22 protein-coding genes and 1 pseudogene are annotated in these 21996 nt (G+C 40.3%); 11 read left to right on the top strand and 12 right to left on the bottom strand.

The genetic code is table 11. From position 1 onward, the window contains the following. Nucleotides 1-143 precede the first annotated feature (143 nt). From IEX94_RS16990 to IEX94_RS16975, 4 genes are all read left to right on the top strand, one after another. Entirely contained in the window at nt 144-869 is a 726-nt protein-coding gene (locus tag IEX94_RS16990; protein ID WP_156858099.1) for an alpha/beta hydrolase, read from the top strand. Nucleotides 870-1019: 150 nt separating this feature from the next. Beyond that, nucleotides 1020-1532, top strand: coding sequence for a YjcG family protein (locus IEX94_RS16985; RefSeq protein ID WP_188859136.1), 513 nt, complete (start codon nt 1020-1022; stop codon nt 1530-1532). Between the two features lie 4 nt (nt 1533-1536). Continuing rightward, the gene (locus IEX94_RS16980; RefSeq protein WP_188859134.1) at nt 1537-1965 is read left to right on the top strand and encodes a GNAT family N-acetyltransferase; all 429 of its coding nucleotides are present in this window, start codon (nt 1537-1539) and stop codon (nt 1963-1965) included. Between the two features lie 121 nt (nt 1966-2086). Further along, nucleotides 2087-2791 (top strand): DUF421 domain-containing protein, encoded by a 705-nt coding sequence (locus tag IEX94_RS16975; RefSeq protein WP_188859132.1) that lies wholly within the window; start codon nt 2087-2089, stop codon nt 2789-2791. A gap of 22 nt (nt 2792-2813) precedes the next feature. Here IEX94_RS16975 and IEX94_RS16970 read toward each other — a convergent pair whose 3' ends face one another. Then, nucleotides 2814-3071, bottom strand: coding sequence for a hypothetical protein (locus tag IEX94_RS16970; protein WP_188859130.1), 258 nt, complete (start codon nt 3069-3071; stop codon nt 2814-2816). Nucleotides 3072-3274: 203 nt separating this feature from the next. On the opposite strand from IEX94_RS16970, the gene IEX94_RS16965 reads away from it, so the two are divergent. Beyond that, nucleotides 3275-3754, top strand: a complete 480-nt coding sequence (locus IEX94_RS16965; protein WP_156858098.1) for a CotY/CotZ family spore coat protein — start codon at nt 3275-3277, stop codon at nt 3752-3754. Between the two features lie 386 nt (nt 3755-4140). Here the strand turns inward: IEX94_RS16965 and IEX94_RS16960 are convergent, their stop codons facing one another. Beyond that, nucleotides 4141-4587 (bottom strand): CotO family spore coat protein, encoded by a 447-nt coding sequence (locus IEX94_RS16960; RefSeq protein ID WP_188859128.1) that lies wholly within the window; start codon nt 4585-4587, stop codon nt 4141-4143. Nucleotides 4588-5134: 547 nt separating this feature from the next. Next, nucleotides 5135-6520: a magnesium transporter gene (mgtE, locus tag IEX94_RS16955; RefSeq protein WP_156854542.1), complete on the bottom strand. Its 1386-nt coding sequence runs from the start codon at nt 6518-6520 to the stop codon at nt 5135-5137. A 131-nt stretch (nt 6521-6651) separates the two neighbouring features. On the opposite strand from mgtE, the gene prpE reads away from it, so the two are divergent. Beyond that, nucleotides 6652-7392, top strand: a complete 741-nt coding sequence (prpE, locus tag IEX94_RS16950) for a bis(5'-nucleosyl)-tetraphosphatase PrpE (RefSeq protein WP_156854994.1) — start codon at nt 6652-6654, stop codon at nt 7390-7392. On the opposite strand, the gene IEX94_RS16945 is transcribed toward prpE, so the two are convergent. The 3 genes from IEX94_RS16945 to yjbM are packed head-to-tail and all read right to left on the bottom strand — an operon-like array spanning nt 7389 to nt 9753. Continuing rightward, nucleotides 7389-8279, bottom strand: coding sequence for an RluA family pseudouridine synthase (locus IEX94_RS16945; protein WP_156854544.1), 891 nt, complete (start codon nt 8277-8279; stop codon nt 7389-7391). The genes prpE and IEX94_RS16945 overlap by 4 nt on opposite strands. 16 nt (nt 8280-8295) lie before the next feature. After that, nucleotides 8296-9114 (bottom strand): NAD kinase, encoded by an 819-nt coding sequence (locus tag IEX94_RS16940; protein WP_156854546.1) that lies wholly within the window; start codon nt 9112-9114, stop codon nt 8296-8298. 30 nt (nt 9115-9144) lie between these two features. Continuing rightward, nucleotides 9145-9753 (bottom strand): GTP diphosphokinase, encoded by a 609-nt coding sequence (yjbM, locus tag IEX94_RS16935; protein ID WP_156854548.1) that lies wholly within the window; start codon nt 9751-9753, stop codon nt 9145-9147. 135 nt (nt 9754-9888) lie between these two features. Between yjbM and IEX94_RS16930 the strand changes: the two genes are divergently transcribed. The 4 genes from IEX94_RS16930 (at nt 9889) to IEX94_RS16915 (ending at nt 13130) form a co-directional block, all read left to right on the top strand. Continuing rightward, on the top strand, nt 9889-10476 hold the full coding sequence (locus tag IEX94_RS16930; RefSeq protein ID WP_188859126.1) for a CYTH domain-containing protein: 588 nt from the start codon (nt 9889-9891) through the stop codon (nt 10474-10476). 95 nt (nt 10477-10571) lie between these two features. Then, nucleotides 10572-10958 carry a globin domain-containing protein gene (locus IEX94_RS16925; RefSeq protein WP_188859124.1) on the top strand — a complete coding sequence of 129 codons (387 nt, stop codon included), beginning with the start codon at nt 10572-10574 and terminating at the stop codon, nt 10956-10958. Nucleotides 10959-10976: 18 nt separating this feature from the next. Then, on the top strand, nt 10977-11837 hold the full coding sequence (locus IEX94_RS16920) for a DsbA family protein (RefSeq protein WP_188859123.1): 861 nt from the start codon (nt 10977-10979) through the stop codon (nt 11835-11837). 1113 nt (nt 11838-12950) lie between these two features. Next, nucleotides 12951-13130 carry a hypothetical protein gene (locus IEX94_RS16915; RefSeq protein WP_156854556.1) on the top strand — a complete coding sequence of 60 codons (180 nt, stop codon included), beginning with the start codon at nt 12951-12953 and terminating at the stop codon, nt 13128-13130. 36 nt (nt 13131-13166) lie between these two features. Here the strand turns inward: IEX94_RS16915 and pepF are convergent, their stop codons facing one another. From pepF to IEX94_RS16885, 6 genes are all read right to left on the bottom strand, one after another. Further along, nucleotides 13167-14975 carry an oligoendopeptidase F gene (pepF, locus tag IEX94_RS16910; protein WP_188859121.1) on the bottom strand — a complete coding sequence of 603 codons (1809 nt, stop codon included), beginning with the start codon at nt 14973-14975 and terminating at the stop codon, nt 13167-13169. A gap of 105 nt (nt 14976-15080) precedes the next feature. After that, the gene (locus IEX94_RS16905; protein ID WP_188859119.1) at nt 15081-16256 is read right to left on the bottom strand and encodes a competence protein CoiA; all 1176 of its coding nucleotides are present in this window, start codon (nt 16254-16256) and stop codon (nt 15081-15083) included. A 98-nt stretch (nt 16257-16354) separates the two neighbouring features. Further along, entirely contained in the window at nt 16355-17038 is a 684-nt protein-coding gene (mecA, locus tag IEX94_RS16900; RefSeq protein WP_188859117.1) for an adaptor protein MecA, read from the bottom strand. Between the two features lie 761 nt (nt 17039-17799). Continuing rightward, nucleotides 17800-18195 carry a transcriptional regulator SpxA gene (gene spxA / locus IEX94_RS16895; protein ID WP_156854564.1) on the bottom strand — a complete coding sequence of 132 codons (396 nt, stop codon included), beginning with the start codon at nt 18193-18195 and terminating at the stop codon, nt 17800-17802. 282 nt (nt 18196-18477) lie between these two features. Then, entirely contained in the window at nt 18478-19695 is a 1218-nt protein-coding gene (locus IEX94_RS16890; RefSeq protein WP_188859115.1) for a putative glycoside hydrolase, read from the bottom strand. Nucleotides 19696-19828: 133 nt separating this feature from the next. Continuing rightward, on the bottom strand, nt 19829-20650 hold the full coding sequence (locus IEX94_RS16885) for an MBL fold metallo-hydrolase (RefSeq protein ID WP_188859113.1): 822 nt from the start codon (nt 20648-20650) through the stop codon (nt 19829-19831). A 316-nt stretch (nt 20651-20966) separates the two neighbouring features. Between IEX94_RS16885 and IEX94_RS16880 the strand changes: the two are divergent. Then, nucleotides 20967-21611, top strand: a pseudogene (locus IEX94_RS16880) (nuclease-related domain-containing protein); the annotation flags it as partial. Nucleotides 21612-21996 lie beyond the last annotated feature (385 nt).

Raw genomic sequence — 21996 nt, 5'->3', positions numbered from 1 at the left:
TCCGTCCTCCGGGAAACTGAACGGCGATTAGAGCGCCAAATTAAATGAACGAGCAAAACACTCACCCTGAATGAAAGCATGAGTCAGTGTTTCTTTTTTCAAATGCGAAGGTTGAGTTAAAATACATACAAGGGGTGGAAGCATTGGCGAGAAAAGGTAAAATGATCGACAAAGAAATTGAGAGTAAGTATCTAGATGAAACAAAAGTATTAAAAATCTATTATCCAGAAAGCTTTTCAGACTTATATAAGTACAACATATGTATCATGTTTGACGGAGACGACTATTATCAAATGGGCCGGATTGCAACGTATAGTGACCGGCTGCATGAAGACTATGAACTGACAAATACGATATTTGTCGGAATCCACTATAAAGATGCGGAAGATCGGCGACGGAAATACCATCCGAACGGTAACGAATACGATGCATTTACGAAATTTGTCGTTAAGGAAGTTGTACCATTACTCGATGATCTGCTCCCAACATATCATATGGGGAAATCGCGTATTTTGATGGGCGACTCTCTTGCTGGATCATTTTCGTTACTAACCGCCCTACGATACCCAAATACATTCGGTAAGGTAATTCTGCAATCTCCTTTCATCGATGAAGACGTGATGGAACAAGTGAAACAGGCGAAAGACCATGCCGCACTTGATATCTATCACACAATCGGCGAGAAAGAAAATGAGGCGAAACTGACAGATGGAAGGACAGTAGACCAACTTACACCTAACCGTGAACTGCGAGACTTTTTAGATGCAGGCAACAGCAATTATTTTTACTATGAGTTAGAAGATGGCGAGCATACGTGGAAATATTGGCAGAAAGATATGATCCGTGCATTGACAACGACGATCGACTAAAGAAAAAAAAGGCAGCGCCAATAATTTCCATCTACTTTGTTAACTTTCTGAAACAAAAGTAGCATAATTTACTAAGTTTGTTATAATTAAAAATAAAATCATCATCCTACATGCACTCGAACAAACAACTATTAAACGGGAGGTTTTATGATGAACTTTGGAATCGCTTTTTTTCCGTCAAAAGAAATTCAAGATGCTGCCAACTCATATAGAAAACGTTATGACCCACGTTACACGCTCATCCCGCCTCATATTACGTTAAAGGACAGCTTTAAGATTGAGGATGGAAAGCTGGATGAGGTTATCACTGAGTTGCAACGAATCGCAATGGAAACCGAACCTTTCCCGATTCACATTACAAAGGTAAGCTCCTTTGAACCGGTGACAAATACGATTTATTTTAAAGTGGAAAAGACTGATGAAATCATAAAACTAGAAGAAAAACTACACAGTGGAAAATTTGAAGATACCCGCAAGCATCCATTCGTACCACATGTTACGTTAGCACAGGACCTAACCCATGTGGAATTTACGGATATCCTCGGGAGACTCAATATGGAAAATCATAAATATGAGGATACGTTTGATCGTTTCCAATTATTGTACCAATTAGATAATGGCCAATGGACGGTCCATGAAACATTTGTACTCGGAAGGGAATAATGGAATGGAAATACGGAAAGTGACATCACAGAAAGAACGAGATGACGCAATTTATGTGCGTATGATTGTGTTTGTGAAGGAGCAGCATGTTCCTGAAGATGAAGAACTTGATCAATATGATGAAACAGCTATTCACTTTGTTGGTTATGTTCAGGATGAACCAGTTGCTGCGAGCAGGCTTCGCTATGTAGATGAATACGGCAAGCTGGAACGAATTTGTGTACGAAAAGAATTTCGTGGTAAACACTTCGGTAAAATGCTAATGGAGGAAATGGAACGACAACTTCAGCAAGACGGCTACATGAAAGCTAAATTAAATGCTCAAACCCACGCAATCGGATTTTATGAAGACCAAGGGTACGAAAAGCTATCAGAAAATGTTTTTATGGATGCCGGGATTCCCCACGTAGCAATGATAAAAGAATTTGAATGAAGAAATAAACCGTATGGGAGCATGCGGTTTATTTTTTTGTCCTCTTCCCATTCGATAGACTTTCCTCGAATAAAATACGAGTTTACGGTTAAACTATACTCGTTGATTGGAGGAGATTGCTATGTCTAGCTATGCCGAGATGTTCTTTGATCTTGTCTTTGGCTTCTTTTCCTTATTCGCCTTGACGAAAATTCTTGGTAAAACACAAATATCCCAAATTACAGCATTTGATTTTATTTCTGCGATTGTCCTTGGTGAATTAATAGGAAATGCCCTTTTTGATGATAAAATTGGCATTCCTCATATCGGATTTGTCGTCATTGTCTGGGGTGGTTTAATGTATACGACGGAATATATAACCCAGCGCTTCAAGGGTTCGCGTTACCTGTTGGAAGGAAGCCCGGAAATCGTAATTTACAACGGTAAGCTTATCCGTGACGTGATGAAGAAGAATAAATTGGACGTCAATCAATTGAAACATATGTTACGAGCGAAGGATATCTTCTCCATGGATCAAGTGGAATATGCGATTCTCGAAGCGAACGGAACAGTCTCGGTATTACGGAAATCGGATTACCAAACACCGACAAGGAAAGATATGAAGCTTGCGGCTCAACCGGTTCAACTTCCGATTTCATTAATTAATGATGGTGAAATTATTTATGATAATCTCAAGGAAAGGAATCTTACAGAAGATTGGCTGCTTGAGGAACTGAGGAAACAGAATTACAAGTTGGAAGACATTTTTCACGCGGAGTATGAAAAAGGTAAAGATATCCAATTATATCCGATTCATAATCGGAACCATGAAAAATGGGATGTTTAATAATTATTAAACATCCCGTTTTTTAGATTATTTCACTGAACCTTCTTCCTTTCCCTGTTAACTCTGCATACGTCTCTTCTACTGTTTGCTGTTGAAGTGGTGCGTTTGTTTTATAATTGCTCGGAAGTAATCGTTCGTATTCACTGGATATTTCTTCATGTTTTCTTTCCAGTACCGGGCGAAAACTGGCACTCACCGGTGATACAGCTAATTTATCTGTACTTATCCGTTCCTGATAATTAATGTATTGATATCGATCAATCGGCATAATGTAGCCCATCAGCTTCCCCCTCCCCATCTAATCTTTCCATCTTATGATAATGCTTCGTAAATCAATATTGAATTCTGGCGGTAGCTCTATTATTCTATACCCTTTATTCTGAAAAGTATGCCTACTTTGGATAGTAATTTGCCCACACCAACCATCCATTTGCACATATGTTATTACAGAAAGTGATTAATTTGTGAAAGGAGTAATGATGTATGAGCTGTGGTTGTGGAAAAGATTTTGACACAGGGAGCTGTGTTATCGACGTATTGAAAGAAATAGAGAGAGCACAGAGAGATGTAGTGGAAAATCACTGTAGCACTAGTTGTGAACGCTCCATCAATGACCTACTTGGGGAGTCAGATCATGGCAGAGGTTTAGACACCGTCCCAATCATTTTATATTGTGAAGACGGGTGTAAGCCATTTAAAGGATTTGGAGCAGACCGCAAGCGGGAAGATAAAATTGGTCCAATTGTTGCAAGCTTCATTTTCCGTGTGAAAAGCATCGATAAAAATGACTGTGCAGTTTTAGAGTTGTTATTAGCTCATGAACAGCCATGTGGCTACAATGATTTGAAAGATCCAACCGAGCAGAAAACGAAAAATTTACAAGCTACCGGGATTTGCATTACGGTCGACTTGCATTGTTTCTGCCATGTCACTTGTCTTCCAGCAATCAGCGTATTCCATTAAGCTTTATAAGTTAAGCGCCCAGATGATGAATGGGGTTCCCTCATTTTGGGCGCCTATCTTTTTTTATTTGCTTGTGGTATTTATCACGTATTAACGGTCTGTAATACCCCACTTCTAAACATGAGGGAAGCCCAATATGTGAAGGTGGGGGATATACAGTCCGTAAATACCTGATTCTGTTCAACTAACATTCAGTGGGGAGGGAAGGAATTCCCCACTGAATGAAGTTTCACTTTAGCACGCATTAACGGTCTGTAATACCCCAACCTCTAAACATAAGGGAAGCCCAAAATGTGAAGGTGGAGGATAAACAGTCCGTAAATCCTTGATTCTGTTCAACATTCAGTGGGGCAGGGAAGGAAACCCTCACTGAATGAAGCTTCACTTTATAAGCTGAGCAGCCGGATTCGTTCGATTTCTTCACGGGAAATTTCCAGTCTTCTCCTTCCACTTCGGATTGTTACTACGCCATCCACATAATTTAACACTACCCCCCTATAGCTTCGTTGATTGGTTCTAATCTCACAAACTATTCGTGGCGCATAGGAAGGTTTATCCGTTAAGTAAACCAACTGCTCTTCTACCGTCATTTCTTGGAAGTTTTTATTCTTTATTTGTTCCGTGTCTTCCGATTCGCTTTCATCTGTCTCTGAGTTATGATTATAGACTGGTGACATTTTTTTAATCCGACCGGGACTGGATGGCTTTTCTTCTGTACTTTCCCGCTTCATTTTGGATGACCGATAGTACTGTTGCATGTTTGCATTAATCTTCTCCGTACGGGTTTGATGAATATATAACAATGGATCCTTGGCATACCGTTCCTTATCCAAAATCCCTCTCCCCTTTGTTTTAAATTTTCATATTCAGTATATGCGAGAACCGCCCAGCCGTGTGTAAGTAAAATGGGATACATATACTGACCCGTTTACCCGAATAAACTCTACATAGAATTAACCGGCACTCCCCTGTCTGAGCCCACTATCAATTTCTAAAAGGGGTACAAATTAATCTGCTATTAAGCATAATCATTTATTATACCTTAGGTCTTCCTAATTCAGATAAGAAAAAAGGAGTAAACACAGTAAAACCTGGAGATTTTTTTAGGAGTATTGTAGAAAAATTCCCTCTTGTTAGGGAATATGGACTTCTTGGTACGGGAGCGTTGAGAGAGGTCTTGGTTTTCCATAAGGTCCATGGCTTTTGACCAATTTTTTTAATCAGAAAGGTGAGATAACGTTCGTCTACTTGAACCAAAGATATTGGTCCCGGTAATGAAATAAAGGAGGGAAGAAGCACTCCCCCCTGTTTTCGATTTAAAAATTAAAAACTGCGCCCGCGAAATGAATCGCATACTTAACCTGTAAGGAGCCTTTGTTCTTACACCAAGTACGACATGAAGGATGTTGCCATGCCGAAGTAAATCAGGATTGATGTGATATCGTTCAAAGTAGTAATGAAAGGACCGGATGCGACAGCCGGATCAATCTTTAGCCGATCCATGAGTATTGGAATAAATGCCCCTGCTATCGTCGCTACAATTAGGGACGCAAAAATCGACACCCCGACAAGTAATCCTAAAACGAGATTCTGTTGCCAGATAAAGATGACAATAGCAAGGATTACACCAGAAACACCACCCGTAATCATCCCTGTTCCAAGTTCGCGCAGCAGCCACTTAAATTTCCCTTGCTTTCCAAAGTTTCCTGTTGCAAGACCACGCACTGCAACCGCTAGAGACTGTGTTCCGGTATTACCTGCCATCCCAGCAATTAACGGAATGAATATTGCAAGAACTGCAACCTGTTCCAGTGTTTCTTCAAACTGTCCGATAAGACTTGCTGTGAACAGACCAAGAAATAAAAGTATAATAAGCCACGGCAATCGTTTCTTCGCTGCTTCAAATGGTGTGTCTGTGTGGTGTTCGCCATCGGCTACCCCAGCAAGCTTGGAATAGTCTTCACTCGCTTCCTCATCCACTACATCTAAAATATCATCAACTGTAATAATCCCGATAAGGTGATTTTGAAAATCTACAACCGGTACAGCAAGAAAATCGTAATCCATAAACAATTGTGCAACTTCCTCTTGGTTTTTGCCGGCAGAGACAGTGATGACCCACTCACTCATTACATCTTTAATCAATGCATCGTAATCGGAAACAATCAAATCACGAATTGAGAGCACTCCAACAATTTTCTTCGCTTCATCCACAACATATAAATAATAAATCATTTCAGCATCAGGCGCTTCTTCTTTCAGCAGTTTCATGACCTGTTCGACGGTTTGTGTATCATACAAGGCGATAAACTCCGTCGTCATAATACTACCTGCAGTTTTTTCCTCATAATTTAAAAGGAGTTTAATTTCTTCGGCGGATTCCTGGTCCATGAGCGTCAGGAAGCTTGCAACTTCATCTTTTTCCAATAAACTTAGAATATCGACCGCATCGTCCACCGGAAGTTCGGTCATAATGGCGCCGGAATACTGTGGGTCCATTTCTGTAAAGTACTCTAGCGTTTCTTCAAAATCCATACTCTCGATAATCTCAGCAAATTCCGCTGGAGATAAATAGCCGTAAATCCAACGCCTGAGCTCTACAGGCTGTTCCCTGAAAAAACTTGCCTGTTCATACGTATGCATATCAAGAAAGTCTTCCCGGAAGCCTTTAATATCGTCTTCTTCAAGAGATATTTGTAATTTATTAAAGCGGGCTTGGTAGTTTTCTTGCTTTTCTGCTTCGTATCTCTCTAATGATTCGCTCATGTTCACCAATCCTTTCCTGCAAACCTCTCCATTTATATCTTTCCACGAATAAAAATAAAAAAACGAAGAGAATAAAGTCTTATTAATATCGGTCATGTTGTGTACAATAGTTCTTAAAGGAGGCACGAATGATGAAAATTGATTGTATTGGAGATGTGCACGGCTGCATCGATGAGCTGCACAATCTTTTCCAAAGTTTAGGTTACCATTATGATAATCAAGTTTTCAAGCATCCCGGTGGCCGAGTTCCTGTTTTTCTCGGTGATTTAACTGACCGTGGCCCGAATTCGCTTGCGGTAATCCGTCTTGTCTATCGTATGGTTATTACGGAAAAAATCGCTCGCTATGTGCCCGGAAATCATTGTAATAAACTGTACCGCTTCTTTCTAGGGAATAATGTCCAACAAACGCATGGACTGGAGACAACGGTTCAGGAATTCGAGTCGCTAAGTAAAGATGAAAAGCAGCACATTCGCAAACAGTTCATGACTTTATACGAACAAGCCCCGCTCTATCTCGAAATCCCTGAACTGAATGCCGTTATCTGTCATGCCGGAATAAAGGAAGAATACATCGGTCGTACGGATAAACGGGTGAAGACTTTTGTTCTCTACGGGGACATTACCGGCGAATCCGACGAAAAGGGCAGACCAATTCGACGTGATTGGGCAAAACACTATCACGGAAAACGCTGGATTATTTATGGACATACCCCTGTTAAGGAGCCAAGAATTGTCAATCATACGATAAATATTGATACTGGCTGTGTATTCGGGAATGCACTTTCGGCCTATCAGCTTCCCGAAAAAAATTTAGTTTCCGTTCGTTCCCAACAACCTTTGAACGAAGACAAGTTTCGTACATTCGATTAATCGTTTGATAATTGCTTCATTGCCTGCTCCATATCTTCTGGTAAGCGAGCATTCGTTGTATGAAGCTTCCTTGTAAATGGGTGCAAGAAACTAATTTCATGGCAATGGAGAGCCTGACGATTTAAGTAGTCTTTTTTCCCACCATATAAATCATCCCCTAGTAAAGGGTGGTGAATATGTGAAAAATGGACCCGAATCTGATGGGTTCTCCCTGTTTCAAGTTCCACTTCCAAAAGTGTATGCTCATCCATCCGTTGTTTCACTTTATAGTGACTCACTGCCGGCTTCCCTATCTCTGTGACAACGCGTTCCACAATAGAACCAGGCTTCCTTCCGATCGGCGCGTTAATTTTCCCTTCATCCTCTGCCATCTCACCTTCTACAATCGCCAAATACTTCCGCTTAATTGTGAATTGCTGTTGACTTTTTGCTAGCAAGCTATGGCTCAGTCGGTCTTTTGCAATGAGTAATAAACCGGAAGTATCTTTATCCAGTCTTGTGACAACATGGATTGTATGAGGATTTCCGATTTTTTCATAATGGGCAAGCACCCCATTTGCAACAGTGCCCGATTTATATTTTGGCGAGGGAAGTGTTGGCATCCCTGCCGGTTTATTTATGACTAGTACCGCTTCATCTTCATATACAATGGAAAGTTCAAGTGATTCGGGAAAAAGCCATTTACTCACAGGCTCTGGGGGAAGCTTTACCTCCAAGACATCTCCCGCTTGCAGTTGCCCCCTTACCGTCTGCTTTACCCCATTCAGCAAAATATTCCCCTCAGCAGATTTTGCCGCAATTAAAATCCGTCTAGAAAACCCGCCCACTTGCTGCAAAAAGTCACGGATTAACATGCCTGCCTGTTCTTCCTTAATTATCCATTTCATTTAAATAATTGCCTCTCTATTCTCCAAACCTTTGATTTCCCTCAGAAACGAAAGAATCACGCACCCGGTTCCAGAATGGAAACTGTCTGAACCTTGCAAAACGTACTTTTTCCTTGGCAACCCGGCACTGAATTGATTTCACATCTGTATACGTGTTCGTATAATGATCAATCGAAATTAGAAAGCTGCTATCACGCATCGGACGCAGCATACAGGTATGATGTTGCGGTAAAATAAGCGGTGAGCCGATCGTTCGGAACACCCGATTATTTATCGACGCCATCTCCGTTAACTGAATCGCTTCAAATGAAGGATGGATAATTGCACCACCAAGCGCTTTATTATAAGCAGTACTTCCTGACGGTGTAGATATGCAAATACCATCCCCACGGAATGTTTCAAAATGCTCACCCTTAATCTCAACATCGAGAACAACGGAAGATCCATCCGCTGTTTTGATCATGACTTCATTTAGTGCAAGTAACCGGTCCTCTTTTTCTCCGGTTTTGGAGCGGATAATGACTTCAAGGAGCGGGTACTCCACCGTTTGAAATGGCGTCTTCGCAATTTCAATAATTAATTTCTCCAGTTCATCCGGTGTGTAATCGGCATAGAAGCCAAGATGCCCTGTGTGTACACCAATAAAAGCAGTTTCCTTCAATCTGTGGTGGTAACGGTGGAATGCTTCCAGGAATGTACCATCTCCTCCGACCGATATTACAAGTTCAGGTTCTTCTTTACTATATTCCAAATCAAATTCTGTTAAATATTGCTTCATTGTTGCTTTAATTGTTTTGGAGCGATGATCGTCCCTTGAAACAATTACAAATTTCACTTTTCCTCCCCCTTACATACGAGTGCCTGATTACAACCGGTGGAAAATCCGATTCGCCTCTTGAATTTCACTTTTGATTTTTGACATCTCTTCGTCGAGATTAAAAGCTGCTTCTGCTGCAAGCTGTAAACGTTTTTGAATTTTTTCAGGTATTCTTCCTTTATATTTATAATTTAAGGAGTGCTCATTCGTCGCCCAGAAGTTCATGGCAAGTGTACGGATTTGAATTTCCGCAGTTACGAGCTTTCTTCCGTGAATCGTTTCGGTAGGATATTGAATAATCATATGAAAGGATCGGTATCCACTGCTTTTCTTACTTTTTATATAATCGATTTCCTCAAGAATTGTAAAATCGCTTCTTTCACGTAACATGTCGACTACGGTATAAATATCATCGACAAATTGGCAAACAACACGGATTCCCGCAATATCTTGAATTTCATCTGCTATCTGGTCCAGCGGCACTTGTCTTCTCTCCGCCTTTTCCAGGATACTCGGGATTGGCTTCACCCTTGCTGTAATAAATTCAATCGGTGAGTGCCTTGATTCATGTTCAAATTGTTTGCGCATCCCTTTTAATTTCACTTTTAATTCTTCAACTACCTGTTCATAAGGAGCCAGGATTACTTCCCAATTCACAGTCACCACTCCTCTTTCCGTTTGAGTATGTACCTAGTCTATTTTAACACATGCAGAGAAAAAGGCTATTCATTGCATATTACTTGAGAAATTGCCATAATCAATTATAATCACTTTACAACGGAGGCATTTCGAGTGGCACAGGAAATTGAAATTGAATTTAAGAATTTATTGACGAAAGCTGAATTTGATACGTTACTGGAAACATTCCCCTTCCCTAAGGAACCCTTCAAACAAACGAACCATTATTTTGAAACTGAAGATCTGAGGTTGAAGAAGCAACGCAGTGCCTTAAGGATCAGAGAGAAAAACGGGGAGTTTACATTAACATTAAAGGAACCATTCGGTGATGGATTGCTGGAGACACATGATAAATTATCGCAAAAGGAAGCTGCAAGTTGGCTAAACGGGAAACCAGTAGCAAAAGCGAATACCGGAAAACAGCTGAAGCAGTTGGGAATCGAATTCAGAGATTTAAAATACTTTGGTGACCTGACAACCGAACGCCGTGAATATGAAAATAAAGACACCCTTTACGTGCTTGATTACAGTATGTATAACAATCAAGATGATTATGAATTTGAACTGGAAGCGAAAAACCGTGCTGAAGGTGAAAAGGTGTTTAAATGGATACTGGAAACAAATTATATTCCCTTGCGGCAGACACCGAACAAGATTGAACGGTTCTTTATGAATTTGCAGAATCTCGATGGAAGACATTAGGTGATAAGTAAATATTCACTATCATAAATCACATTTGTTGCTCATATACTAAAGCCCTGCTACAATAATGAAAAACAAAATTAGGAGAAATCCATATGCAGGACATTAGACACCGCTCCATTTACGACGCAATAGGCGGCTATAGTGAAATTGAGAAAATAGTTGATAGTTTTTACGCACGAGTAGCAAAACATCCGTTACTCATTCCGATTTTCCCGGAAGATTTGACGGAGACAGCAAGAAAGCAAAAATTGTTTCTCACCCAGTTCTTTGGCGGACCTCGACTTTACGAAGCGGAAAGAGGTCACCCGATGATGCGCAGAAGGCATCTCCCCTTCCCCATTACACCAAGCAGGCGTGATGCCTGGCTGGATTGTATGAAAGAGGCACTGGAAGAAGCAGGTATCGATGAGCCTTATCGGACGATTATTTTTGAGAAATTAACGATGACAGCTAATCACATGATGAATACACCAGAATAAAGGAAAGGAGGACTTGATGTGAGCTGGCAGCAGCCTGAGTTATTGAGTATGAATCACTCTAATCCATCAGCAACATATCATGATTCGGATTCTGTCCAAAAGCCTGTAGAAATTTATCTGTTTTTGGATCCTTTTTCCGCAGATTGCTGGTCTCTCCAGTTTTATTTAAGGAAACTAACATTGGAATATGGCAGATTTTTCACCGTGCGAGTGATTGTAAATAGCCGCTTTTCTTTAGTGAACAGGCAACAGGTACACGCTCCCTTCGCAAATCATGCAGAAATGGTAAGTGAAAGTAGTGAACGCTATCCAGTCACACATCCACTGATTACCTCCCTCGCCATTAAGGCATCTGAGTTGCAGGGAAAGCGGGCAGGGAAAGAGTTTTTACAAAAGTTGCAAGAAAAGCTGTTTATCGAGCGCTTGAACATTTCCGAGTTAGATGTACTGTTCTCTTGTGCAGAGGAAACAAAATTAGATATGCAGGAATTTGAGAAAGACATTGTTTCTCCATCGGCAAAAAGGGCCTATCAATGTGATTTGCGCCTTACGAATGAAATGGACGTCGATGCGATGCCGACAATGGTATTCTTTAATCAGACGGTGGAAGAGCATGGAATAAAAGTTTCCGGACTATATCCTTATGAAATATATGAGCTTGTTTTAAGCGAAATCTTACAATATCACCCGATTCCATCCACGAAACCGTCACTAGAAGAATTGGTTAGCCGTTCAACAATTATCGGCACCCAAGAAATCTCTATTATTTATGACTGGTCAGAAACAAAAACATTAAGTGAAATGAAGAAATTACAATTAAAGCAACTAGTAGAAAAAGTTGAAGCAGATAACGAAATCTACTGGAAACCAAAAATTTGACGGACTAACCATTAGTCGGTCTATTTTTTTGGGTTCGGGACATGGGGTCAGAGGAACTGTCCCACTTGGATTGGGACAGACCCTCTGACCCCATGTCCCAAAAATAGACAAAAAAATAAAGGATATACGGGGCAGCGTATATCCTTATTCCGTCTTTGTATGAATACAAAGGGGGGATGGGAGAAAGTTTCATGATCAAACAAAAGGGGTTTTTGTTTGTTTCAACTTATGTATATATCATAACAACTCATTATCGATTTGACAATACTTTTGTGTGATAGTTCACAAAAAGTTCAAATTCTGGACATTTTATGCCCGGGGTGGTTTTTTTCGTCCCTCTCTTAAAAATGAGAACAAAGGCGGAAGCACCCTCGCAGGTTAAAAACGCGATTCGTTACGCAACACCTGGGACTGCGATTACTCCTCCCACCGAGGAGCGTTTGCACTAGCACATCCAGTAGTCGCAGCAACGTACAAACTGTGCTTCCCAGGATGGGAGGTAGTTCGATGTTGCCCCATACGTGAGCGAACTTAATCGAACTTCCTTTTTACCGGAATGAGATAAAGGAAACATGCCCCTTTAGGGGTAGACGTGAGTTGGGCTTCGGCCCGAATTTAAACGGCCCTCCTTTAGTTTTGAGTTGATGCCCGCTTTCACCACAAGGGTATAAGGGCAACTAGGCCTCACAAAGACCGCTCGGCAAGTCTTCTTTATCGATTGGAGGAGTGTGAAGTTTGGGACTGCGCACTGCTCGTCCCACCAAAAGATCTGCTAGTTGCTAGGCGCAGAGCGGACGTGGCTAGCCCTGGGTCCCTAAGTTATCACTGCATTTTTATTTTATAGTTTCTTATACAACAAAAAAATAGAGAATATACGGGGCAGCGTACATTCTCTAAATTCCGTCTTTGTATGAATACAAAGGGGATGGGAGAAAGTTTCATGATCAAACAAAAGGGGTTTGTTTGCTTCAACTTACAATTATATATTAACAGGTATTTTTTCAACGCGCAAGATATATGTTCAAGTTTTCACAAATTGTTCAATAATATTTACGTTTATCCGGTATATTTACGTTCCTGCTTCATATTTTATACTAAACGAGGGGGATGCTTATGAACCATTTGTATCCGGTTTTGTTTTTTATTTTAACGGTGCTTGCTTTATTTATTAACATGATTGGTTTAATGCGATTGATTCCTTTATTCTTGACGTTGCCATTGTTATTTATTTCAATTTATTTCATGCTTTATTCAATCTTGCACCGCAAAAAAGCATATCGGCGAATGCGGTGAATAAGGGAGCGGTTATGCAACCAGCTCCCTTTCCCATTACCCTAATAGATTTTCTAAATCCTTAAGCTTTTCTTCAAATACATCAAGTGCATCGGAAATCGGCTGTTTGGAGTTCATGTCAACGCCGGCTTTTTTCAACACTTCGATTGGATAATCGCTGCTACCCGCTTTTAAAAAGTCAGTATAGCGTTCGACTGCTGGTTCCCCTTCTTCTAAAATCTGCTTTGCAAGTGAAGTCGCCGCTGAATAACCGGTTGCATATTGATAAACATAATAATTGTAATAGAAGTGAGGGATTCTTGCCCACTCGAGCCCAATCTCCTCATCACTTACTACCGCTGGACCATAATACTTCTTATTCAAGTCGTAATAAATCTCAGTCAGTCTATCTGCAGTAAGTGCTTCCCCGTTCTGGGCCCGGACATGAATGTCATGCTCAAACTCCGCGAACATTGTCTGGCGGAATACGGTGCCTCGGAAACCTTCCAGGAAATGATTCAGAATATACATTTTCTCTTTTTCATCTTCCAAATTTTCCAGTAGATAATCATTCAGCAACGCTTCGTTTGTCGTGGAAGCTACTTCAGCTACGAAAATTGAGTAGTTTCCATAACGGAAGGGCTGATGTTTTCGTGTATAATAGCTATGCACCGAATGGCCAAGTTCATGAGCAAGCGTAAATGTATTATTGATATTATCTTGCCAGTTCATTAAAATGTATGGATTCGTTCCATACGTACCGGAGGAATAAGCACCACTCCTCTTCCCTTTATTCTCTTCCACGTCAATCCAGCGATTCTCAAACGCCTCTTTTAAAATTTGCTGATAATCGCTACCGAGCGGCTCCAGTCCTTTAGCGACATATTCTTTCGCTTTCTCATATGGAACTTTCATATCGACATCTGTCACTAACGGTGTATAAAGGTCATACATATGCAGTTCATCGACACCGAGAATCTTCTTCCGCAATTCCACGTATCGATGTAATAAAGGCAGACGCTCATTCACTGCCTCTACTAGATTATCATATACTTCTTCAGGGATATGATTGCTCGAGAGTGCTGCTTGTCTTGCTGAATCATAATTACGTACCTTCGCATAGAAATTATCTTTCTTTATATTTCCACCTAACGTAGCTGAAAAGGTATTTTTAAATTTACCATATGTTTCATACATCGCCATAAATGCATCTTTACGAACTCGGCGATCTTTTGATTCAAGGAAGATTGAATATCTGCCATGGGTCACATCAACCTCTTCCCCGTTCTCATTCTTAATCGCCGGGAATGTAAGATCCGCATTGTTTAGCATACCAAATGCTTGTTCACCCGTTCCTAGAGCTTCACCAGCCTCTGCTAGCAATGCTTCCTCCTTTTCACTCAGCACATGCGGACGGCGCTTCGCAATATCTGTTAATACTTTTTCGTAAAGCTTTAGTTCTTCCTTCTCCCGCAAAAATTCATCCAGCTTGCCTTCATCCATCGCAAGGATCTCTGGAACGATATAGCTCATTGCACTGGAAGCTTTCGTAAGCAGCATTTCCGCCTCGGCATTCAGCCCCTGATAAAAGGAATTTGTCGTATCCTGATCATAACGCATATGAGCGTATGTATATAATTTGCCAAGCCGACTGGAGAGGTCATCCTGCAGTTTCAATAATTCATATAACGTATCAGCTGACGAAGCTAACTTTCCTTGATACGTTTCAATTTCCGGCAGGTCTTCTGTAAGTTGTACATGTTCCTTTTTCCAATCCTCATCGCTCGCAAAAATATCTTCCAGTCGCCAAGTCCGTTCAACTGGAACCTCACTTCTTGATTTCAATTCTTTCGTCGTATTTGACATCAAATTTCCTCCTTTATATCTGCTTACTATACTAATTCTAGAAAATTATAGAAAACCCCTTCTTTTAGTATAACGAATTAATGGGTTATCATGCTCGAATAATGTTTATTTGTTCTGAAAAAGTTCTGTAATAAAATCGCCGTCTTCTATTATAGCTAGCTCAAGTCGCTCGGGTAGATCGATGTCTGTCAACTTTTCGAAAGTATCAGTATTGGTTCTCCGTAAGAGGCCTGCTGAACAAAGAAGTGTAAGATATTCGCGGACGGGTTGTGCTGGAGACTTAATCAAGGGGAAATATTCACAGGGGAATAAATAATGTTGAACTAGATAATTGCACGCTTTCGTCGTAATTATAGATCCGATCGGCCTTGGTGCAATCACTTCGAACAGAATCCAACTCTGCCAAATCCAACCGGGTAGCTTCATACGATAAGCTCCGGAAACGGGAAGATGAACAAATGAAGGTAGCTTTTCAAAATGCAAACCTTTCCTATATAGCCAGTGATGCCACTTCCGCTCCTCTCCAAACAGCTTACCCCACCTTCTTAAGCGGAAATATTTCTTTTCCCGTTTCCAAATCGTTATAAAATGATAATCCGGTAAAAATTCTTTTGCAAGCAGTTCGGGAAACGTCATTGTTTCAAGCCGTTTTACTGTTAGTTTTCCTAGTGCACGGTTCTTATTCGTAAAAGTAAAGTCTTGGAATTTAATGAGATCACAAGTGAAGGGACAGTAGTAGAAAAGACTTAAAGGATAAGCTGAGGTAAATTGATGGATGAGCGTTCTCGTAAAGGAATCAATCCGTAGCGCCTGTTTTCCTTTTCGCTTTAATAATATTTCTCCGAGAATCCAGATAACGGGGACGCCAATTTCTTTGTATCCATTGGTTCGTTCAATGATTTCCTCATTGGATATTCTAGAACATTGGTACTCTAGCACGATTCTGCGTTCACCGTGATGGAGCAGTATATCTGGTCGCTGATTAATTTCCGGCATATATGCTTCAAGCTCTACACTAAGACCTTGACGAAGGAGCCATTCATATAATTGCAGTTTCCCTTGTTCATGATAAGCGCCTTCCCCTCCTCCCCGGGACGGACAATTCACGTTTGCTGTGTGGGCAAAATGGGCAACTACTTTCTCACCTACCCGCAAGATGACCTTTTCATCGCAAACCGGGCAATAAAACGACTCTTCTCCTGCCCTTAATTGCAAAAGCTCACTTTTCGGGTACAGAGCAGGTATAATATATTTTCCACTTTTTAATCTTGCTTGCAGCATGCAAACACCTCCATGCTCGCTATATTCGACAAATAACAATAAATTCCTGCTTTTAAGCAGATCTTTTCCGATAAAAAATAGACATCCTGTCCAGATGTCTATTTTTCTCTTGGAAAGTATTTTCTTATTTCAGCAAACGTGTTTTCCTCGATTATTATTTTCCCGTATTCTTCAAGTACATGTAAGGAGATATCAGAGTTCGTTGCGAATTCATGGATTTTACTCATAAGGTTCGTCTGAATATCGTCATCATCCAGAACCTCGATGCCAAACTGTACGTAAAGATAGTACGCACCTTCATAATGGTAGAGTGTTTCTTCTTGGATTTCATAGTCATGCTTCATCAAATGACTAAGCTGGATAACATCTTCAAAATCGGCAAACTTCACGATGACCCACAGTCTCTCTTCATGGAATCCAGGATTGTCATCCACATTGTCTGCACTCTTTCCGAATGTGTCTTCAAGGATATCATCAATATCCTCTTCCCCGTTCAATTCAAGGTCATCATCATCAAGTTCGTATGCCTCATCATGTTTAGAAATCTTGGCTTTCGTAACGATAATTTCCAGACCTTTTTCCATCGCTTGCACTTGAATCCAGAGCGGGCCATCCGGACTAAAGTCTTCTTTCTGATTCACTTCATCCATCATATGCCAGAATAATTGTTCACTGCGTTCTCTGTTGTACCAAATGTCTTCCCTCTTATAGCCTAAATCTTCAATATCCAGATACGAAATATAAAACTTAATCGTATTTTCGTTTATTCTTTCTATTTCCATTCTTCTACTCTCCCTTCAAGCGAAGATTTGAATCTATTAAAATAATATGCGTACGGACTGTTTAGCTAAGAAAAGGGTGTTCCTCCTTAACTTATAGCTATTGTATGATAAAGTATGGCGGTTTGGAAATGAATATGCCTATAATTAAATGTTTATTCTAAAGCAGTTTGAACAATTTGTCACGCATTTTCTTTTAATCATCACAACATCCAGCTCCAGAGCCCAGCGACTAACGGATTTTCTTCACCTCAGGACGCGGTAAAGAAGCCTTGCCGATTGGTTAAGACATGAAGCTTAGCTGCACTTATGCCTAAGTAGTAAAAATCAACATCGCTCCCTTTGCCTCCTATAGGTAAAATAGGAAGTTCGATTAACAACGCTCTCATTGTGGCAACATCGAACTACCTTACGTCCTAGATGGCCCGGTCCGTACGTTGCTGCGACTACTGGATGTGCTAGTACAAACGCTCCTCAGTGGGACGAGTAATCGCAGTCCCAGGCGTTGCGAAACGAATCACGTACTTAGTCTGTAAGGGCGCCTCTGCTTAAGATAAAGTGAAACTTCATTCAGTGGGACGTTCCTTTCCTCCCCACTGAATGTTAGTTGAACAGAATCAGGAATTTACGGACTGTTTATCCCCTACCTTCATATGTTGGACTTCCCTCATGTTTAGAGGTGGGGGATTACAGACCGTTAATACGTGATAAATAAAAGCACAAGACGTTGTACTTAGTCCTGTGCTTTAAATGTATAAATTCCTTTAGTTTACCATTCGTTGTGCTTCCTTTAATTGGAATGTACGAACGGTTCTAGGAAGAAATCGTCTGATTTCATCTTCATTATATCCAACCTGAAGCCGTTTTTCATCAAGGATAATCGGTCTTCTTAACAAGCCGGGATTTTTTTGAATGAGATCAAACAAATCCTGCATTGGTAATTGATCAATATTTACATCTAACTTCTGGAATACTTTTGAACGTGTCGAGATGATTTCATCTGTCCCATCTTCCGTCATCCGCAAAATTCCTTTTATTTCTTCAATTGTTAGCGGTTCCGAAAAAATATTTCGCTCCTTGAACGGAATGTTATGTTCTTCCAACCAAGCTTTAGCTTTTCTGCAGGACGTGCAACTTGGTGAGGTATAAAGTGTTACCATGTACTTCACTCCTCAATATTTATTTCTATCGGTACGCAAGCATTGGTTAAACTTATTTCTCATTCTTATATTAAAATAAGTTTAAATAAAACCCTTTTATAGTATACTACATTTCCCTTTAAAAAAGTAGGGGGTAAACACGATTATTTGTAGATTTCCAATTCGCCCGCATAAACGACTGTCTACTCGGTATTGTACCCGAACTGTTTTCAATTAAACCCTTTAATCCCTAGTTAATTGAAAAAACCGGGACACGATCTCTGACCCCCGTGTCCCAATTCTCTATTCTTTTCCTATTAAATAATCGACATTTTCCGTATAAACGTTACTTGCATTCCATAAAAGAAATTCGTCAATGCCGTTTTCATAGAGCGCGCGAATTTGTGCTTCTACTTCCGCTTTCCCGTATTGTTTTGCTGGTCCGCTGTACAACCAAGGTGCCTCAAAATCTTGAAGCCATGGCCTAGATACCGGCGGACTGTCGAGAGCACCAAGTACTTCATTTTCCACTTTAGCATATTCGGTCACAAGCCGATAAGGTTCCGTATCCGGCTTTTCAATATCGAAATAACTCGTCCAATGGCTCGGATAAATCATGGATGAAATGATATCGACATTATCCGAGATTCTTGAAAAGTTTTGTCCAATTCCTGGAGTTTCCTCCAGTGTCGCTGCGTAACCGAATATATCAACAGACACGTCAACCCCATATGTAGATAATTCTTCTCTCGCATAAGCAACAAAGTCAGTAACAGCTTCAACACGCTTCTTGATATTGTTCATATCAAGATCTTCATAATCCCCGTGCGTATAAGATAAGCTTTCATCCTTTTTTTCAAATCCTTCTGGAAAACGAACGTAATCAAACTGAATTTCTTGGAATCCGAGTTCTACAGCGAGTTTCGCAATCTCGACGTTATATTCCCAGACTTCTTTTTCAAACGGATTTACAAAGGCTTCACCGCGATTGTTCACCCATACTTTCCCATTTTCCGTAAACGAAAGATCGGGACGCTCTTTTGCTAGAACGGAATCTTTAAAAACGACAATTCTTGCAATCGGATAAATTTCATTTTCTTCGAGAACTTTCATCATCGCTTCTGGATCGGAAATATAGTTCTCTGCGATATCTGCATAAGGAGAATCTTCATCAGGCTTGAATGTTAAATTACCATGGTCTTCTTTTATATCAATAACCATCGCATTTAAATCTGTTGTTTCCACAAGATTAAGAAGATCTTCAAACTTGCTGCCGCCAGCTGAATTACCTGTTACGTAAATCCCCCGAACGGCATCCGGATATTCAAAATGAAATCCCGAATCAAAGGCAAATCGCTTCATTCGCTTTTCTACATCATACAATTCAATACTCGTCTCTCTTTCCGCATGCTTGCTAACAGCCACCGATTCTTCTGTTTCTGCGTATACGCCAGCAGGTAAAATAATCCCTAACAGGATTATTCCTGTAAAAATTTTAAGCCAATTTTGTATGTTCCCCATTACCTATCAATCTCCTAACCTGCTAATCTCTCACCCTAGTATATCGGAAAAACTTGTGTAGTTGAATGGTAAAAACAACTTAATTTTCAAAAGTTGTCGAGTGCTGTCGTACCCACAACTCCCCTCATTTTGCTTAGTCGCCTTTGTTTGAATCTCTTAGAACGGAACGAATAATATGAATAGAATCCCATTCACCACGAGACAAATAAGTAATCGGATACTTCTTCTTAAACAATTCCTTTTGAATTTCTTTCTCATGATAGCCTTGCGCATTCATCTCCAAAATCTTCGCTTCCAATTCTTCTAAATACTGCAACTTTCTCCTGAGCATCATCCGGCCATTATTAACATACCCGGCATGACAGCAAAATATTTCCTCAAAGTCCAGCTTGAGTACATGCTTAATCGAATCGATGATCGTTGGAACACTCTCATTTGCAAGTATCAATTTTGTCACTGGGGTGACAAATAAATCCCCGGAGAATAACTGGCCAGTCTCCCTGTTCAGGAAGGAAAGATGATCTTCCGCATGACCAGGTGTTTCGATTACATCCCATGTTGCAGTCCGTGATAAAAATGTTTCCCCGATCGGTTCAGCGTGGAATGGCTCCCTTTTCCCCCAAAAGAATTTCCGGTAGAACGGATAATCTGCGTTTCTCCCACATTGCTGTATACCTGATTCATTCATAAAAACAGGCAGATTATATTCTTTTTGCAAATAAGCGGCACCCCCGACATGATCTTCATGGGAATGAGTCAGCATCACTTTCTCGGCATTGGACTTTTCAAAAAACGGCTGAAAAGCACGCAGCAATCTTGGCGACCCCGTATCAATTAAAATACCATCCAAAGCAAAACTATAAACATTTAATTTTATTTTTCCGAGAGCTACAATTCCTTCGATAAATTGAACCTCGCCCACAGCTCCCACGTTTTTTTCTATTCGGATGAACATGAAATCTCCCCTATATTTTTATTATCTTAAATTTACCATAAATTGAATGGCTGTTCATTTGTTTTATTTCCAAATGACAGATTAGTTCGATTTGAGTTATAATTATGGGACAACTCTTAAAAAAAGATAAGAAAGGAATATGAGACATGAAAGCCATTGTACTTCCTCCAAAACCAAAAGAATTATTGCTCCTCGAATCGTTAAGTAAGCGAAAAAAGTTATCTGCTGAGAAAACAGATATTTTCTTAACCTAAAAAAAGGCCATGAAGGTGAACTTTTATTCACCGACCTCGCGTCAAAAACGGAAGGTGATCGTCTTGTTTTAAATAATCTATTGATTGAGCATAACCAAACAACATTTCAAATTGATTGTTTAATTTTTAGCGAGACTAGAATTTTCTTGTATGAAGTGAAAAACTTTGAAGGTGATTTTTACCTTGAAGGAGATAAATTTTATAAAAAACCTCGACGCGAATTGAACAACCCATTGCTTCAACTCAATAGAACAGCATCCCTTCTCCGGCAACTGCTCCTCAGCCTCGGCTTGAACACTCCAATTGAAGCTAACGTTGTATTTACCCATCCAGCATTCACTCTCTATCAAGCTCCACTCGACAGTCCAATTATTTTCCCAAATCAAATAACTAATCATTTAAGAATGATAAACAATCAGGCGACAAAATTAACTAATAAATCGGAAAGAATTGCTGCCAAATTACTGCAGCTCAACAAAACAGAATCTCCCCATCAAAGATTACCTTCTTTTCGTTATGAAGAATTACAAAAGGGAACTATTTGCCCAGCTTGTAGGATGTTTTCTATGGTCTCGGGAAGGGGAATTTGTAAATGTGAGTCATGTGGGCACAAGGAATCCGTTACAACAACAGTCTTGCGTCAAGTAGAGGAGTTTCAGCTACTGTTTCCTGAAAGAAAGCTTACCACGAGGGAAATTTATAAGTGATGTGGGGAAGTTTTATCCAAAAAGGTGATCTGGAGAATATTATCTAACAACTTTAAATCTGTCGGAGAGTATAAAAGCAGATACTATAAGTGACTAGGATCACTAATCATGAACTGACAGGTTGGAGATATTTATTCGACTAGTGGGGATAGACGTGGGTGCTGGTGGGAGAATAAAGCTCGAGTGTTTTCCCTTTAGAGCAAGACGAGCGTGCTGATGGGAAAATAAATGCCAATTATTTTCCCATTAAAACAAAATGGGCGCGTTATTGGAGAGTGCCCGCCCCACCCTTTCTCCACGACCGCTAGCGTCACTTCACAAATCTCTTTCTTCTCCCGTATGTGTAAAATAGTTCTCGGTGATATTATTTCAAAATCCTAGCCAA

This window comes from Oceanobacillus indicireducens (assembly GCF_014647195.1).
Classification (GTDB): Bacteria; Bacillota; Bacilli; order Bacillales; family Amphibacillaceae; genus Oceanobacillus; species Oceanobacillus indicireducens.
This window is presented reverse-complemented; position numbering and strand designations above follow the sequence as displayed.

Bases quoted from the DNA above. Each gene is read 5' to 3' on its own strand.
- IEX94_RS16985 (WP_188859136.1), top strand. From the start codon at position 1,020: ATGAACTTTGGAATCGCTTTTTTTCCGTCAAAAGAAATTCAAGATGCT.
- IEX94_RS16980 (WP_188859134.1), top strand. From the start codon at position 1,537: ATGGAAATACGGAAAGTGACATCACAGAAAGAACGAGATGACGCAATT.
- IEX94_RS16975 (WP_188859132.1), top strand. From the start codon at position 2,087: ATGTCTAGCTATGCCGAGATGTTCTTTGATCTTGTCTTTGGCTTCTTT.
- IEX94_RS16970 (WP_188859130.1), bottom strand. From the start codon at position 3,071: ATGGGCTACATTATGCCGATTGATCGATATCAATACATTAATTATCAG.
- IEX94_RS16965 (WP_156858098.1), top strand. From the start codon at position 3,275: ATGAGCTGTGGTTGTGGAAAAGATTTTGACACAGGGAGCTGTGTTATC.
- mgtE (WP_156854542.1), bottom strand. From the start codon at position 6,520: ATGAGCGAATCATTAGAGAGATACGAAGCAGAAAAGCAAGAAAACTAC.
- prpE (WP_156854994.1), top strand. From the start codon at position 6,652: ATGAAAATTGATTGTATTGGAGATGTGCACGGCTGCATCGATGAGCTG.
- IEX94_RS16945 (WP_156854544.1), bottom strand. From the start codon at position 8,279: ATGAAATGGATAATTAAGGAAGAACAGGCAGGCATGTTAATCCGTGAC.
- IEX94_RS16925 (WP_188859124.1), top strand. From the start codon at position 10,572: ATGCAGGACATTAGACACCGCTCCATTTACGACGCAATAGGCGGCTAT.
- IEX94_RS16915 (WP_156854556.1), top strand. From the start codon at position 12,951: ATGAACCATTTGTATCCGGTTTTGTTTTTTATTTTAACGGTGCTTGCT.
- pepF (WP_188859121.1), bottom strand. From the start codon at position 14,975: ATGTCAAATACGACGAAAGAATTGAAATCAAGAAGTGAGGTTCCAGTT.
- IEX94_RS16905 (WP_188859119.1), bottom strand. From the start codon at position 16,256: ATGCTGCAAGCAAGATTAAAAAGTGGAAAATATATTATACCTGCTCTG.
- mecA (WP_188859117.1), bottom strand. From the start codon at position 17,038: ATGGAAATAGAAAGAATAAACGAAAATACGATTAAGTTTTATATTTCG.
- spxA (WP_156854564.1), bottom strand. From the start codon at position 18,195: ATGGTAACACTTTATACCTCACCAAGTTGCACGTCCTGCAGAAAAGCT.
- IEX94_RS16890 (WP_188859115.1), bottom strand. From the start codon at position 19,695: ATGGGGAACATACAAAATTGGCTTAAAATTTTTACAGGAATAATCCTG.
- IEX94_RS16885 (WP_188859113.1), bottom strand. From the start codon at position 20,650: ATGTTCATCCGAATAGAAAAAAACGTGGGAGCTGTGGGCGAGGTTCAA.